The organism is Promicromonospora panici (genome assembly GCF_900608595.1).
GTDB lineage: Bacteria > Actinomycetota > Actinomycetes > Actinomycetales > Cellulomonadaceae > Promicromonospora > Promicromonospora panici.
In genome coordinates this window covers 122,518-139,068 of record NZ_UWYY01000003.1, presented here as the reverse complement: position 1 = coordinate 139,068, position 16,551 = coordinate 122,518, and the positions used below count along the sequence as shown (strand labels likewise).

Genomic DNA, 16,551 nt, shown 5'->3' with positions numbered 1-16,551 from the left:
CGCCCCACCGGACCGTCCGAGGGACCGGCTTCGCCGCCGGCCCCTCGGGGGGCCCCGCTGGGTGGGGTGGGCCTTCGTCCTCCCAGGCCTCATCGGGCTCGCGGTGTTCATCGTCCTACCGCAGGTCGCCTCGCTGATCCTCGGATTCTCCGACTCGACCCTGCTGGGAGGCACCCAGTTCACGGGCACGCAGAACTACGTCCGGCTGCTGCACGACACGCAGTTCCTCAACAGCGTCATGGTGACGGCGATCTTCGTGCTCGTGTACGTCCCGGCGAATATCGCGATCTCGATGGCGATGGCGATGTGGCTGAAGACCCGCATCGCGGGCCGCAACTGGCTCCGTGTGATCTTCCTGATCCCAGCCCTGTCACCGATGGTGGCTAACGCCGCGGTCTTCCGATTGCTTTTCCAGAAGGACGGAGCCGTCAACCAAGCTCTGGCGGCGATCGGGCTCGGGCCGATCCCCTGGCTCAGCGACGGCAACTGGGCACTGGTCACCGTGATAGGTGTGTCGCTCTGGCAGTCGTTCGGCTACAACATGATCGTGCTCGGCGCGGGCATCGACTCGATAAGCCCGGACGTCATCGCGGCATCACGGATCGACGGCGCCGGCCGGTTCCGTCGCCTGGTCTCGATCACGCTGCCACTGGTCAGCCCTGCCCTGTTCTTCACCACGGTGCTGACCGTGATCGGCGCCTGGCAGACCTTCGCCCAGGCCTACGTGATCACGGGCGGGGGCCCGGGCAACAGCACGATGACGATCATGCTGTACCTCTATCAGACCGCCTTCACGAACAACGAGCTCGGCTATGCGTCGGCCATCGCCACCGTGCTGTTCGTGATCATCGCGATCTTCACGCTCTTCCAAATGTGGGGCCAGAGGAGGTGGGTCCACTATGACTGAGCAACGTCTTCCGAAGTCGGGACCGAACTGGCGTCGCCGGGGGCGCGCCGTCGGGTTCGCCGCCAACACAACGGTCGCGTGGCTGGTCGCGCTCGTGTTCTCGTTCCCGCTGATCTGGACCTTCTTCACCGCGCTGAAGCCGGCGAACGAGGTGTTCGCAGCGCAGATCAGCTTCATCGGCTCGAAGGTCCTCTGGTCCAACTTCGTGGACGCGTGGACCGAGGTCGACTTCGGGCGCCTGCTCCTGAACAGCCTGGTGGTAGCCGCCGTCTCGACCGTGCTCACCCTGGTCGTCGCGACCCTCACGGCGTTCGCGTTCGCGAGGCTGCAGTTCCCAGGCCGAAGTGCCATCTTCCTGCTGTTCGTCATCACGCTGACCCTGCCGAGCGAGGTCGCCGTCGTGCCCCTGTTTCTCGGCTTCGACCAGGCGAGGCTCGCCGACACCTGGGTGGCTCTGATCCTGCCAGGCCTGTTCGGAGCCTTCGGAGCGTTTCTGCTCCGGCAGTTCATGCTCCAGATCCCGGCGGAGCTGGAGGAGGCGGCCCGGCTCGACGGAGCGTCCACCTGGCGCATCCTCATCAGCGTCATCGTTCCGCTGGTGCGACCGGCCCTGTCGGTGACGGCGATCTTCACCTTCCTGGGCAGCTGGAACAGCTTCCTGTGGCCGCTGATCATCCTCAACAGCTCCGATAAGTGGACGATCCCCATCGGGATCGCCGGGTTCACGACCCAGACCGGAACGCAATGGGAGCTGCTGATGGCGGCGTGCGTGATGACGATCGCTCCCGTGGTGATCGTGGTCGCCGTCGCCCAGAGACAACTGGTGGCCGCGATCGGCGCCGGCGCCTTCGGCGGCCGTTGAGCCCTGAGAGACGGAGGAACGTGAACCTCGAACCCCTCGACCCCTCGACCCTGCCGGCACCCGTCGTCGGACAACCGCGCCGCACTCGCGGTGGTGGATGCTGTCATCGAGGCCGGGCCGTACGGCGGGACCTGGGAGTCGCTGTCCCGCTACCGGGTTCCGCAGTGGTATCGCGATGCCAAGTTCGGCATCTTTCTGCACTGGGGGGCTTTCTCGGTGCCGGCGTTCGGCAATGAGTGGTATCCCCGCACGATGTACCGGCGCGGCACTCCCGCGTTCGAGCACCACGTGGCGACGTACGGACGGCATGACCGCTTCGGCTACAAGGATTTTGGCGCTCCGAGGCCGGCCACCTCTAGTAGGTGCCAGGCGCTGCTCGGCCAAGCGAACGCACAGACCCGTGCTGGTCTTCCAAAGACTTGCCACCCTTGACCCATGGCGGTGCACAGCAACCTTCCGGGGCTGCGCCAGGCGGGGAACGGGCCAGCTCGGGTCACCGGCGAAGCGCCCACGGCAAGGAGACCTGCGCGCGCCTACGCGAATGACTTGGGCAGTTCGCGGACTGGCTTGACGCTCGCCTGCAGCTGCACGTACAGGTCATGGCAGCGCTGGGTGAACTTCAGCGATCTTCCTGGTCAGTTTGGCATTTGCTAGTCGCGTCGCGGACGCTCTTGAGAGGATCGGTAGTGTGACCGATTACCGCGATGACTTGGGAACTCATCCGACCGACGACAGGATCAGGGAGATCCTCCTTGCCCGTGATCTCGACCAGGTGGAAGTGCTCTTCGACCTGTTGTGGTACGACCTGCCAACCCGCTTCGCTGCGGAGACGCTCGCCGTCACGGGCGAGCTCGGACCCGAGGAGATCGAAAGGCGTCCTCGCCTGGCGCATCTGACGATGTTGGCTCATCAGCGGCAGCATCACGCGACGGGCGACCCCGGATCCCGCAAGATCCTGAAGTTCCTCTCGACGCACGGCCAGCGCTATGCGGCCACCCTCGACTCGTTCACGTCGAGCGACCTCGTCTCCGCCGGGACCATGGCAGTCATCTCGACCCGCCTGCGTGGCGCGTACATCGAGTCCGAGCGGATCGGGGCGTGGGTGGACGAGCAGCTCTCGCTCCAGATCGGTAGCCACTCGCTTCCGTGGGCGCGAGCCAACCTCGCGGCCAAGCCTGGCTGGTTGTCGATGCAGCGCGGGCTGACAGCAACGCTCGCTGGGAATCTTGACAGCGCTATCGGCCTGTATCACCGCGCGTACACGGAAGCAGGACCGGCCCCGCTCGCTCACTACGCCGGAGCCAACGCCGTGGCCAATCTGGCAATGCTGGCCGCGTACCGTGGGCACCTCGATCTCAGCAGGCGTTGGATCGCGATGTTCGACAGCATGGGTGAGATCCCCGGCTGGATCGAGGACCTGACGAATGTCGGCGCGAGGATAGCAGGGGCGCTGATCGCCATCGAGGAGGGTGACGCCAAGCACGCGGCCCGCCAACTGGTCGAGGTGGGCCCGGGCACGCAGGACATTGAGCTGTGGCCTTTCGTCGCGTACGCGCAGTCCTCGTACGACGCGTTGTTCGGGAACCCGTGGCAGGGTCTCGCCCGACTCGAAGAGGTTCGGTTCATGCACGGCGAGGTCACCTCGAGCCGCGGCGCAATCACCGCCGAGCTGTTGCTCCGCTCGGAGGCGAGGCTCCTGCTCCGGGCGCAGGGTGGAGATCGCGTGCTTGCCCTGGCCAAGGAGCATCCCGAGGTCGAGGCGCTCGCGCAGCATGTCGCCTGGGTGCACCTCCTGGCGGGGAACCATCACCACGCGATCAAGACCGCAGCGCGTGCTCTTCAGCGGGGGCGCCTGTCGGTGACCGACGTGGTGAGTCTCAACCTGGTGCTCGCTATCGCTCACATGCGAGAAGGGGACGACGGCCGCGCGCGTCAGGCATTCGAGACCGCACTTCAGCGGCGCTCCACGCCTGCGCACGTCAGACCCTTCCTGTCGGCGCGGCCGGAGGACGTCCGCCGCCTCGCCGCGGACGTCGGCGTGCCCAACCCGCTGGCGGCGGCTGCTGTCGCGGGGCGCAATCGACCGATGACCGTACCGCTCACGCATCTGACACCGCGTGAGCAAGTGGTCCTCGAGGCCCTGAACAACGGGCATACCGCGCACGAGGCGGCCGACGCCCTCGGTGTCTCAGTGTCCACCGTTCGCACCCAGATCCGGAGCATCTACAAGAAGCTCCGTGTGTCCCGCCGCCCGCAGGCGCTCGCACGCGCGCAGGAGCTCGGGCTGCTCGGCCCGCCACCACAGCGACCGGTGTGACAGCCACCCGTGAGGACCTGGAGCGCTGTGCAGGAGAACCGGCGTCCGGTCGGCCAAGGTCCTGATGAATTAACTGATGAAATACGCCTGATCTGTAGCCCTGTTGGGGTACGAGGGTGTGAACTTCAGAGATCGCCCGGAGTGCTCGTTTCCCGGTGACATCGGCACCACCTGAACCGTTCCACGAGAATGCGCAAGGTAGATCATTCCCATCGCATATCCTTATGGGGGAATCCGTGCTGCCCAAATACTCGCGTAGCAGAGCTGAGGTCCTGTCGCGCTCGCTTGGCGACGTTTTCCTTGTACCGGGTCAGGGAGTGAATCCATATCGGTCTATGGAAAGCCACTTCTTGGCTCAGAATCGAACGGTCAGGCGCGTGTTGTCGGTCGTAGACTCCGTTGCCTCCGAGCATGGCTATCCGGCCGTCACCGATCTCGTACTGGGACGGAAGAGCCCGTCCGTTCAGCAGGACGGCGCTGAACAGCTCGCCACCTACGCGAGCTCGGTTGCGATGCTGGCCCTGTTGCGCGAGCGCGGTACGTATCCGAGTGCGATCGTCGCGCAGAGCATGGGCGAGATCGCGGCGTGGGTCGCCGCGGGGGCGCACTCCGTCGAGTCCGGAGCTCATGCCGTGTGCTTCTTGAACGACGCCCACGCGGCACACCCGTGCGAAGGCGGGCTCGTCATCGCAGCGACCGACGAAGAAGGCGCCAAAAACCTCATCAGGCGGGTCGGCTCGCCCGACCTGGTTATCGCGGGGCTGAACACCGCTCGGCAGACATTGCTCAGCGGCGGCGAAGAGGCCGTCGGATCACTGCTCGCCCTCGTCGACCAGCCGGGCGTGCCGCGACTTCGCCGACTGTCGGTCCCTTACGCGACCCACCACCCCCGTCTCGAACCGATCGCCCGCCAGTTCGAGTCGGCGCTTCGCACGCTGCCGATGGGTCCGCCCCAGGTGCCGGTGTACTCGATCGTCGGGCGGCGCTGGTACGCCGACGCCGACGCCGACGCCGACGCCTTCTACCGAAGCCTGGCGGACTGTGTCATCAAGCCGATGTATCTGCGCGAAGCGCTGGAGCAGTTCTCTGCGAACCGCCCCGAACGATTTATCGAGCTCGGCGCCGGAGACAACATGACGCGCGCGACGAGAATTGTGTTGCGTGGTTCTTCAACGATCGCACCGCTGGCCCGTGACATCTTCTGGCTTTCCAGTTTCATGGGTTCTTCAGCAGTTTCCGGGTCGCAGTCTTGACGGTTGGGGGGATCATGGAATCAGGGTCTGATATCCGCGCGCGGACTTCCGCAGTCATTTCAGGGGTCGGCTCGTATCTGCCAGAACAGGTTGTCACGAACTTTGATCTATCGCAGGTTCTCGAGACATCCGACCCGTGGATCAGGTCCCGTACTGGAATTCGGGAGCGCCGGCGCGCGGCCACCGGACAGGCGACATCCGATCTCGCGGTAGAGGCTGGCCGTCGAGCGTTGTCAGCGTCTGGGTCGGACCAGGCCGACACCGTGATCCTGGCGACGACGACACCCGACGAAACCTGCCCGGCGACCGCGCCAGCTATCGCTTCGCGGCTTGGCCTTGAAGGGGCCACGGCGTTCGACGTTTCGGCCGTCTGCACGGGGTTCGTGTACGGCCTCGCTGTCGGAGCCGGGCTCATCGCCGCGGGTACGGCGCGTCGTGTGCTCGTCATCGGCGCGGACGTCTACAGCACCATTATCAATCCTGCCGACCGCAGCACTGCGGTGATCTTCGGCGACGGGGCTGGAGCCGTCGTGCTCAGGGCCGGCGAGCCTGGCGAGGCGGGGGCACTCGGTCCGACGGTCCTCGGGAGTGACGGCGAGCGCGGAGATCTGATTCGGATCCCGGCAGGCGGATCCCGGCAGCGCTCAACGAAGCGTTCGCCACTTCCTGAAGAGCAGTACTTCTCCATGGCCGGCCCCGAGGTCTATCGACAGGCCGTGGCCAGGATGACCGAGGTGTCCCAGGAGGCGCTGCGGGCAGCCGGCTGGCAGATCGGCGAGGTCGATCGACTGATCGCCCATCAAGCAAACAGTCGAATTCTCGACACTGTGTCAGACAGGCTCGGCCTCGCGAAGGAACGCCAGCTCTCCAATATCGCGCTGGTCGGCAACACGGGTGCCGCGTCGATCCCACTACTGCTCGACCAGGCAGTCACCAACGGGACCCTCCGCGCCGGCCACAAGGTAGTCCTCACGGCTTTCGGCGGTGGGCTGACCTGGGGGGCCACGACGCTGATATGGCCCCGGGTGACGTCAAGAAGTGCCGCGTGAACCGACAGGAGGGCGAGACCCATGCCGAACATCCAGATGCCAGATTTCGACCGCTCATCACTTCCGCCGGCGTTGGCCAGGTTTGACGAGGCCGACGCGCTCATCAACGTGTTCAAGATCATGCTGAGATCGCCCCAGATCGCAGATGCCGTGGGCAACCTCGGTGGCGTGCAGTTCGCCTACAGCAGCCTGCCCGCCGTGGACCGGGAAATGGCCATCCTGGCAGCCGGCAACTGCTACGCGTCCGCCTACGAGGCCGCCCAGCACGAGCCCATCTCACGCGCGGTCGGCGTGAGCGAGCAGCAGCGCACAGCCATCGCCGAGAGCCGCTGGGACAGCCCGTCGTTCAGCGCTGCCCAGGCAACGATGATCCGGTTCGTAGTCGCTGTCGCCGAAGGGCCGACGGTTCAACGCGAGCTCCTCAGCGCGATCCGGCACCACTACACGGATCAGCAGGTTGTCGAGCTGGTAGTGCAGACCGGCTACTACTTTCTCATCGGCCGGATCACGACCGTGTTCGACGTCGAGATCGATGCCCCGCAGGACGCACGAGTCCTCGACGCAGGCGTGAGTACCGCGATGACTGAACGGTCTGGCGACCGTCCGCCATCGTGATCGTTCCCAGTGGAGCTCGTTCACCTCGAGAGAATGGAATGACGATGGAGAACCCTTCCTCGTATGACCTCACTGGCAAGACAGTGCTGGTCAACCGGGAATGGAGGTCGATGTCCATGACAGAGGCTGTTCAGAAAGGCCGCCAGCATGTCGTGGTCGTAGGTGGTCGAGTGACCGGGATCGCGATGGTCGTACAGTTGCTCGCGACCCTCAACGAGGGAGCCGGGATCACGGTCATCGATCCCCACGATTCGCGGTACCCCTCGGTGTTCTACGACCCGGAAGACTTGGTAATCGCCAACACGTCAGGGCACATCGGTTCCATCGTCGCGGCCGATCCGACAGACTTCCTGTCCTATCTCGACCACCACCAGGACCCGCACTCCGTGCCCAGACATATCGTGGGACGGTACGCCGATCAAAGGCTGGCGCATCACGTGCGCCGAACACGAGCGCGCGGCGTTGCCGCTGCGCGCATCGTCGACACGGTGCGATCTATCGCGCGCCGCGGAGGCACGTATGTACTGCGACTAGGTAGCGGTCGACTGATCGACGCGACCGATGTGGTCCTGGCGATGGGCGCGGGCCCACGCCGGGACGTGACCGGCATCACGGGTATCGGGCCGTATCCGACAGGTCGGCTGCGCAGCGCTCGCGTACGTGAAGCGCTCGTCGTGGGTACCGGACAGTCCGCGATCGACGCGGCACTGGTGCTGGCCGACAGCGGCGCCCGGGTCACGATGAGCTCGCGCGCCGGCCTCCTGCCTGCGGTCCGAACGCGAACGTTGCTCAACGAGCAAGGTCTCACGCTGGACCCCCGGGCGCCCACGTTCGACCTCGAGGCGACGCTCGACCGGTTCGTGCAGGCTCACGGTCACCGGCCCCTGACGACGATGCTCTCGGCCGTGCGCGACCCGATCGATCGCCTGGGAGAGGAGATCACTCTGGCCGAGTCCGGGGACATTCCCTGGCAGGATGCGCTCGTCGCGGTAGCGCTGCACCTCTCGCGGCACGCACCGCAGTCCACCGGCAATCCACGGTTCGCCTGGCGCTACCTGACGTCGATCATGCTCACCACCGCGCATCGCTTGCGGAACGCGATCAATGATCGAGCAGTCCGCCTGGTTCGGTGGACTCACGTCGCCCCCCAGCAGCACGACTTGATCGTGGTAGCCGCAGGGAACGACCGCTATCCCATCACGTGCACATCCGACGCGATGTACCTGGGCAGCGCTCCGGCCGGGGCAGCGCCATGGACCACGCTGACCGAGTCTCTCCAGGTACAGCTTCCTGGCAGAACACAGCCAGAACGGGTGTGGGCCGTAGGTCCGACGACCACCGTCCGCTACAGCACAGCGAACTTCCTCGCATCTGCTGTGGCCCAGTCAGCCCGGATCGCCCGCCGGATCGGCAACGCCCCCACGCAATAGCCAGGGTGCCCACACGCATGGGCGCCCTACCAACACCGGAAACCGCCGAGCGCTCACTTGAGAGAATGGAATGACGATGGAAAACCCTTCGGTCTACGACCTCAGCGGCAAGACGGCGCTGGTCACTGGCGCTTCGCGAGGAATCGGGCGCGCGGTCGCCCTGGCCTACGCCCAAGCCGGCGCCGACGTCGCGGTCCTTGCCCGCGGCACCGACGACCTGCGAGAGCTCGCCAAGCGGATCGACGAGCTCGGACGCAGAAGCCTTGTGCTGACCTGCGACGTGTCCGATCGAGACCAGGACGACAGGGCAGTCGAGACAGTGATCGAGGAATTCGGCCAGCTCGACATCCTCGTGAACAACGCGGGCAGCATCGGCGCCTTGGGGCCGTTCCTGGACCTGGAGCTGAGCGACTGGGAGACGGCCATCGACACCAACATCAAGTCGATGCTCTATTTCTGCCGGGCGGCCGGTCAGCACATGACGGCGCGCGGGTCCGGTGCCGTGGTCAACATGGCGTCGGTCGCCGGGGTGTCCGGTGTGCCGATGCTCTCGCACTACGCCATGACCAAAGCAGCCATCGTGTCGCTCACGAGTTCCCTCGGTGCCGAATGGGCTGGCGCCGGTGTACGCGTCAATGCGATCGCGCCGGGCTGGATCGACACGAAGCTGACCGAGACAGTCGTGAGCAACCCGGACGTCGCCGGCGGGCTGCTGCACGCCGTTCCGGCCAACCGGTGGGGAGACACCAGCGACGTGGTGGGACCGGCGTTGTTCCTCGCCAGCGCAGCGTCGGAATTCGTCACGGGCACAACGCTCGTTGCCGACGGTGGGATGACCGCCTATGTCGGCGGCCCGACCTTGCTCGACCTGAGAAGCATGGGGCGCGTCATCGCCTGACGACGCGTCTCCGGCGTTCGGCCGCTGACAAATATTAGCGGCCGAACGTACGTTCGCGCCCTGGGCTCGAAAAGCTTGCAGTCTCTCTTATCGACACTCAAAGGGGCCAAATCATGAAGCCACGAACCGTGCTGGTCACGGGCGGCAATCGCGGCATCGGCCGCGGCATCGCAGAAGCCTTCCTGCGCGACGGGCACCGTGTGGCGGTCATCTCCCGGAACGGGAACGGCCCGGATGGTGCGCTGGCTGTGCGCGCGGACATGGCCGAGAGTGGCTCAATCGACCAGGCGTTCAGTGTGGTAGAGGCACAGCTGGGAGGTGTCGAAGTTCTGGTATCGAACGCAGGGATCACCCGTGACGGGCCGATCGCACAGATGTCCGACGAAGACTTCGCCGACGTCATCAACATCAACCTCAATGGGTCCTATCGAGTCGTCAAACGCGCCTCTCGGGGAATGATGCGCCGCAGGTTCGGACGCATCATCCTGATCTCCAGCATCAACGCTCTCGCCGGTGCAGCCGGGCAGGTGAACTATGCCAGCTCGAAGGCCGGGCTTGTGGGGCTGGCGCGCTCACTCACCCGTGAGCTTGCACCCCGAGGCATCACGGCCAACGTCATCTCGCCAACCCTGATAGCAACCGACATGACATCGAGCCTCAGCCCAGCGACAGTCGACGCCTACCAGCGCGCGACCCCAGTCGGGCGACTCGGAACGGTCGATGACGTGGCGGGGGCTGCACTGTGGCTGGCCAGCGACTCCGCGTCGTTCGTCACTGGGGCTGTCATTCCAGTCGATGGCGGCGCGGGAATGGGGCATTGACCAAGGACGCCGCCCGAGAGGCAACGGTGGGATCGCTCAGGCGCCGATGGAAACACCCGCAGACCGAGGACTCTTGACCGGGTCCCGACGGCAACGGGATCCGTGACGGAGTAGGACTGGTCGTGGGGGTCGCCAGGTTTGGTGCCGGGGTCGTTGGGCGTCGGCTTCGAGGTTGGCTTGGACGGCCACATCGCACGGTTGAGGACCGGACCCGCCACGAAGAACTCGAAAGTGCCACGGCTCCGGCTTGATGTCACCCGGTCAGACCCCCGCAGGCGCGGTTCCGAGGGCACGCGTCGCCTCTCTATCGGTGCGTTGCTCCATGGCACGGACTGGGCGTGATCTGAATTAGTCGATGATGAGCAAGCAATTCCCGCACGGCTGTTAAGCCGTATCACGAGTCGGGCTAAGGCACGCGGCGCGCGGGTTCTCCAGGCTGGTGCAAGGACGAGCACGGGCCAACAAAGCGGCGTTCCCAGCGGGTGTGACGTTGCGCCCGGGTAAGGCCTGTGTGGAGAGGGACTTGTGGTGGCTAGCACACCGCAGATTCGCCGATGTGCTCAACAACTGCGCTGTAGCGCGCCGGGCCTGATCCGTGGGTTTGCCGAGGAAGCGCGATGAGCGCATCGATCACGTGTGTGTGCTGGCACCGTGCCGTCCGTGGTTGAAGCGGTACCCGCCGAGCCGTCACGGAGTGTCTCTCGACGTCGGCGCCCTGGCAGGGGTTCGGGAACGCGGAGACAGTCGTTGTTCCCGAGCGGACACCGATACCTGATGCGGGTGAAAAACGGCCCCAGATTGGTGATTCGGTTGGTGATTTTGGCACTTCTGACTGGCGCTCTGGCGCGGAGCGGATGGCATTGATCACGGCGTATTGGATGCGGATCGTTCGGTCCGCGAGCGAGGGGAACAGCGAATGCGCGTACGAAGGTCACCGATGAAGACGACCCACGGCAGGTTCTCGCTACGTCGACTCAGACGTGGTTCGGCGCTGCTGATGACGCTGAGCCTGCTCGGAGCCGGCTTGGTTGCCACGGCACTGACCTCAACCTCGCCGAGTGCAGCCGCGGCCCCGGGCAACCCGGGTGTGCCGGGCGAACCGCAGGTCCTGTTCGTCGAGGACTTCGAGAACCGGCCGCTCAACTCGAACGTGCTGCTCACCGAGTACACCGGCGCCTCCGGCACCACCTACACGGCCGACCCGTTCTGGGTGGACCGCAACGCCTGCAACGGCTTCATCATCAACCAGACCAGCCCGCGCGTGGCGGGCGACTGCAACGGCACGTTTGGTGAGGTGGCGGGCACCGGCATTTACACCTCGCTGACGGCCCTGCCCCACACGCTGGGCACCATCAACGGCACTGACCCGGCGAGCAATGCCGCGGCGTCGTCGTACACCTCGGGCGGTACCGCGGGCAACGAGGTCCAGTTCCGCACGGCCGAGCCACTGACTCTGTCCACCGCCGGCAGGTTCGTGACGTTCTCCGTCGACGCCGTCGCGCAGAACTGCTTCGCGACCCACCCGGAACTCCGCTTCTACCTCGTCAACGGCGCCGGCGAGGAGATCCCGGTGTCCGAAACCGCGATCGACCCCTGTACCGACCCGCGCGGAGCGGAGTACACGTCCCCTGCTCAGGACGGCACGCCGCGCGTCGTCGTGGGCGGACGGTTCCCTGCTGACGGTTCGACCCTCGTCACCGGCGGTTCGTTCGGCATCGTGCTGCGCAACGAGAACGGCGACGGCAGCGGCAACGACGGCGCGTACGACAACATCCGGGTGCTGGACGTGACCCCGCAGCTGGACAAGGAGTTCAGCCCGGTCTCGGTCGCCACGGGTGGTGTCTCCACCCTGACCCTGACGATCACCAACACCAGCGATCTGGCTGCCAAGAACGGCTGGTCGTTCACCGACAGCCTTCCGGAGGGCCTGACGGTCGCTGACCCGTCCGGCACAGCGACCACCTGCCCGGCCACCGATGTGACTGCCGCGGCAGGTGCGACGGAGGTACTGGCGACCGGCAACCTGGACGCCGGGATGACGTCGTGCACGATCACCGTCAACGTGACCTCGGACCAGGCGGGCAGCTACACCAACGGCCCTGACAACGTGTCCGCCGTCGGCCTGGACTACCCGGCCAGCTCCACCGTGACGTTCGGCGACCCGAGCATGGAGCTCGTCAAGAGCGCCGGCGAGCCTGTCGACGTCAACCAGAACGGCCTGACGGATACCGGCGACACCATCGAGTACTCCTTCGAGGTCACCAACACCGGAGACGTCGCCATCGCCGACCTCGCAATCGACGACCCGAAGGTGGGTGCAGTCACCTGTGCGGCAACCTCGGTCGAGCCGGGAGCGACCGTCACCTGCACGACCGACACGCCGTACGTCGTCACCGCCGAGGACGTCGAGGCGGGCTCCGTCGACAACTCCGCGACCGCCACGGGTACCCCGACCGGCCTGGACACCCCGATCAGCTCTCTGCCCTCGGAAACCAGCACGCCCACCGAGGCGCCGGCTCCTGACCTGACGGTCGTGAAGTCCGCGACGCCGTCGGGCGGGGAGTCGTACGAGGTCGGCCAGGAGATCGCATACACCTTCGTGGTGACGAACACCGGCAACGTGCCGCTGAGCGACGTCACGATCGACGAGACGGAGTTCTCGGGCTCCGGCGAGGTGCCGGTCGCGACCTGCCCCGCCGATGTGCTGGCACCAGGTGGCTCGTTGACCTGTACCGCCACCTACACGCTCACCCAGGCGGACGTCGACGCCGGTGAGCTGACGAACACGGCGACGGCCACGGGTACCCCGCCGGGGGACACACCGCCCCCGACGTCGCCGCCGTCGACGGTCGAGGTCCCGGTCGTCCCGGAGCCAGCGATCGAGGTGGTCAAGACCACGGAAACGCAGGAGATCGCCGAGGTCGGTCAGGAGGTCACATACTCCTTCGCGGTGACGAACACCGGTAACGTCACGCTGAGCGATGTAGCCGTGGACGAGGCCGAGTTCTCCGGGTCCGGCGAGCTTTCGGCGGTCGAGTGCCCCGGCGAGGCCGCAAGCCTCGCGCCTGGGCAGTCGGTGACCTGCACCGCCACTTATGTGGTCACGCAGGCGGACCTCTACTCCACTGAGCTGACCAACACGGCGACGGCCATGGGCACCCCGCCGGGGGACACGCCGCCGCCGACCTCGCCCCCGTCGACCGTCGAGGTCCCGGTTGCCCCGCTGCCGGCGATCGAGGTGGTCAAGACCTCGGACACGCAGGAGATCACCGCAGCCGGGCAGGAAGTCACCTACTCCTTCGAGGTGACGAACACCGGCAACGTGCCGCTGAGCGAGGTCACGGTGGACGAGGCCGAGTTCTCGGGCACCGGAACGGCTCCGGTGCCGACCTGCCCGGAAGGCGCGCTTGAGCCGCAGACGTCGGTGACGTGCACCGCTACCTACGTGGTCACCCAGGCCGACGTCGACGCCGGTGAGCTGACCAACATGGCCACGGCGACGGGTACCCCGCCGGGGGACACGCCGCCGCCGACGTCCCCGCCGTCGACGGTCGAGGTCCCGGCCGAACCGAAGCCCGGGATCGAGGTCGTGAAGTCGGCCGACGTGACGGACGCGCAGTACGAGGTCGGCCGGGAAGTGACCTACTCGTTCGTGGTGACAAACACCGGCAACGTCACTCTGGCCGACATCGAGATCGACGACACCGACTTCTCCGGATCGGGGAAGCTGTCCGCGATCGAGTGCCCCGAGGAAGGTGTGGCCTCCCTCGCACCCGGCGCGGAGGTGACCTGCACGGCCACCTATGTCCTGACGCAGGCAGACGTCGCCGCCGGTCAGGTCACCAACACGGCGACCGCCACGGGCACCCCGCCCGGGGACACGCCGCCGCCGAACTCGGACCCGTCGACCGCAACGGTTCCGCTGACCCCGGTGCCGGACGACGCGGTCCCGGTTCCTGACCAGCCCGACCGTCCCGGCGGTGGGTTGGCCTCCACCGGTGCCACCATCGGGTGGACTGCCGGCCTTGCAGCACTGCTCGTGCTGCTCGGCGCCACGGCGCTGATCATCAGCCGCCGCCGCATCGCTAGCTAGACCGACCGGCCCTTCGCCCCACCACGAGTTGGTGGGGCGAAGGGCGGGCGGCGCCGGCGTCGCACGCAGCGTACTTCCCGGCCGCAAAACCGAAGCATTCCCGTGTTCGTTTTCACTTAATGCCCCAGGCCGGTGTCTATTGTGCGGGAATGTCCGCATGCTCCAATTGGCGTGTTCTACTATTTTGTTCCGTCTGATGTTCTGTGATAGTTGTACTGCGCTGTCTGGCGTACATTCGGTGTGATTAAATCTGATCAACCGGCAAAAGTGTTGCCCACCACAGGTTGTACCACTTTCGACGATCGCCGGGCCGCTGGGCATAAATTATGAGCTGAGTTGGTGTTTCGCTTCGCCGCGCTTGTAATGGTCATCGTTGATGACCGGGTAGAAATGGATGGGCGACTTGGATAATGATGCGTATCACTCCGTCCTGACCGGACCGATCGTCGTCCCTTTCCGGGGCCAGGCTCACGGGCCTCGTGATTCCGAGGTCTTGAACGCAATCGCGTTCGGCGACCTGCAGGTGCTTGAAGACCTCGCGGATCAATGGTGGTTCGAGTTGCCCGCCCGCTTCGGCTCCGAACTCCTCGGATTGCTCGAGACGCTGCCCGCATCCGTGGTCGCCGGGCGTCCACGCCTGTTGATGGCGGGCGTGCTGGCCCACCAGCTGGTCGCAGAGCACGACGGTAGGGGGCTGCGCGCAGCGATGCGCTTGTTCGAGATGCACGGCGCACGGTTGTCAAGGCACCTGAGCTCGTTCTCTCATCCGAGCGATGTTGTGGCTGCCGGGGCTCTGGCGATGCACGCGGCACGATTCCGAGGCCAGCACGAGGTAGCGGAGAAGATCGGGGCCTGGATCGAGGATCGCTTGATGCAGGTCGACGACCCGGGCATGCTTCCCTGGAGCCGGGACCGACTGGCAGGCCGACCGGGTTTGATCGCTCTGCACCGGGGCGTAGCAGCGATGCTCGCCGGGCGCCCTGCCGTGGCGATGGGACATCTACAGAGAGCTTACGAGCAGGCAGGCCCACCACCGTTCCAGCACTTCGCCAGCGCCTCCGCCTGCGCGAACCTTGCGCTGCTCGCGGCAGCGCGGGGCCACCATGCGATGGCCGAGGCGTGGTTGGAGCGAATGCGTCGATGCGGGCCGGTCGAGGACTGGCTTGAGCGGCACCTGTTGCTGGCGGCCACCGTCGCGCGGGCGCTGATCGCGATCGACCGGCTGGATTCTGCCGCTGCCGCAAAGGCTTTGGACCAGGCAGGGAATGGCGAGGAGCCGGACGAGCTGTGGCCCTTTGTCGCCGCTGCTCATGTGGCGTACGCCGTGACCTTCGGGGAGCCGATCGGTGGCCTGCTGCACCTTGACGCCGCCTGCTTCGCGCACGGCATGGGCGCGCGCCCGGGACTCGGCGCAACCCCGGTGCTGCTTCGCGCTCACGCCGACCTGCTCTCTGCGATGGGCGAAGCGAACCGCGTCGTGGCACTGGCTGAAGCCGACGGAACCAGCCAGTTGTTGGTGCCCGCGGCACGAGTGCGGCTGCTGTCAGGCGACAACGGCGGCGCCTTGGCCGTCGCCAGACGGGCGATGCGTGACGCGACGGTAACGCCGCGTGACGCACTCGAGCTACTGCTCATCGTCTCCGTGGTACACCTGCGATCGGGCGAGTTCGATGACGCTCGTGTCGGATTCGCGCGAGCGGTCGACTACGGGCGTCAAGGGCTGCTGTCCTCGTTCGCGCTGCTCCCGCAGGACGAGGTGCTGGACCTGTGTCGGCGGACTGGCACCGACCCCCGCACGCTGGGCTTAACGCCTGCAACCGTTGGCGCCGGACGCGTCCGCGTTTCAGTTCCCATCGTCGTGCTCACCCGACGTGAACGGGCGGTGCTGGCAGGGCTCGCCGCCGGCGCCAGCCCGGTGCAGATCGCAGCAGATAGTGGAGTCTCGATCAACACGGTGCGTACCCAGATACGCAAGGTCTACCGCAAGCTCGACGTAACGAACCGCACCAGCGCCCTCACACGCGCCGAGCACCTCGGACTGATCCCACTGGAGGCTCCACGAAACCACTGAACAGATTTGTCTTCGTGGGGAGCCGCCGGTCTCGCTAGCCGTCGCCTGAGGCGGCAAGGCCCTCCATCTCGACTTGGTTTACCCGGGAGCGTTCACGAGTGTCATGTTGTCCACGTTCCCGCTGGCGCCGTTGCACTGCACCGGTCAGGAAGCCCTACTCGCGTTCTCGCCCGAACTAGCCCCCGGCCCCTCGCCCTTCGACCGTTTCCACCTGGACCCGGTGACGCATAGGACG

At 66.2% G+C, this 16,551-nt stretch carries 12 protein-coding genes; all 12 read left to right on the top strand.

The annotated features are described in order from the left end of the window. The first annotated feature begins 61 nt into the window (after positions 1–61). The 12 genes from EW117_RS04175 to EW117_RS04120 all read left to right on the top strand — a co-directional run bounded on the left by EW117_RS04175 (position 62) and on the right by EW117_RS04120 (position 16,316). Positions 62–907, top strand: a complete 846-nt coding sequence (locus EW117_RS04175) for a carbohydrate ABC transporter permease (RefSeq protein WP_242504073.1) — start codon at positions 62–64, stop codon at positions 905–907. Beyond that, the gene (locus tag EW117_RS04170; RefSeq protein ID WP_129784009.1) at positions 900–1,769 is read left to right on the top strand and encodes a carbohydrate ABC transporter permease; all 870 of its coding nucleotides are present in this window, start codon (positions 900–902) and stop codon (positions 1,767–1,769) included. Before EW117_RS04175 ends, EW117_RS04170 begins: the two co-directional genes overlap by 8 nt. Positions 1,770–1,862: 93 nt before the next feature. After that, positions 1,863–2,201 carry an alpha-L-fucosidase gene (locus EW117_RS04165; RefSeq protein WP_242504072.1) on the top strand — a complete coding sequence of 113 codons (339 nt, stop codon included), beginning with the start codon at positions 1,863–1,865 and terminating at the stop codon, positions 2,199–2,201. 256 nt (positions 2,202–2,457) lie between these two features. Further along, a complete protein-coding gene (locus tag EW117_RS04160; protein WP_129784006.1) occupies positions 2,458–4,086 on the top strand; it encodes a helix-turn-helix transcriptional regulator in 1,629 nt (542 codons plus the stop codon). Between the two features lie 224 nt (positions 4,087–4,310). Beyond that, positions 4,311–5,339, top strand: a complete 1,029-nt coding sequence (locus EW117_RS04155) for an acyltransferase domain-containing protein (RefSeq protein WP_129784004.1) — start codon at positions 4,311–4,313, stop codon at positions 5,337–5,339. Between the two features lie 14 nt (positions 5,340–5,353). After that, the gene (locus tag EW117_RS04150) at positions 5,354–6,388 is read left to right on the top strand and encodes a beta-ketoacyl-ACP synthase III (RefSeq protein ID WP_129784002.1); all 1,035 of its coding nucleotides are present in this window, start codon (positions 5,354–5,356) and stop codon (positions 6,386–6,388) included. Between the two features lie 21 nt (positions 6,389–6,409). Continuing rightward, the gene (locus tag EW117_RS04145) at positions 6,410–7,003 is read left to right on the top strand and encodes a carboxymuconolactone decarboxylase family protein (protein ID WP_129784000.1); all 594 of its coding nucleotides are present in this window, start codon (positions 6,410–6,412) and stop codon (positions 7,001–7,003) included. A gap of 44 nt (positions 7,004–7,047) precedes the next feature. Continuing rightward, positions 7,048–8,433, top strand: coding sequence for an FAD/NAD(P)-binding protein (locus EW117_RS04140; RefSeq protein WP_165362453.1), 1,386 nt, complete (start codon positions 7,048–7,050; stop codon positions 8,431–8,433). Positions 8,434–8,509: 76 nt separating this feature from the next. Beyond that, entirely contained in the window at positions 8,510–9,331 is an 822-nt protein-coding gene (locus tag EW117_RS04135) for an SDR family NAD(P)-dependent oxidoreductase (RefSeq protein WP_129783996.1), read from the top strand. A 110-nt stretch (positions 9,332–9,441) separates the two neighbouring features. Then, complete coding sequence (gene fabG / locus EW117_RS04130) at positions 9,442–10,152, top strand: 3-oxoacyl-ACP reductase FabG (RefSeq protein ID WP_129783994.1); 711 nt, start codon at positions 9,442–9,444, stop codon at positions 10,150–10,152. A gap of 937 nt (positions 10,153–11,089) precedes the next feature. Then, positions 11,090–14,245, top strand: a complete 3,156-nt coding sequence (locus EW117_RS04125; protein WP_165362451.1) for a DUF7507 domain-containing protein — start codon at positions 11,090–11,092, stop codon at positions 14,243–14,245. A 493-nt stretch (positions 14,246–14,738) separates the two neighbouring features. Further along, positions 14,739–16,316 (top strand): helix-turn-helix transcriptional regulator, encoded by a 1,578-nt coding sequence (locus EW117_RS04120; protein WP_165362450.1) that lies wholly within the window; start codon positions 14,739–14,741, stop codon positions 16,314–16,316. The last annotated feature ends 235 nt before the right edge of the window (positions 16,317–16,551 follow it).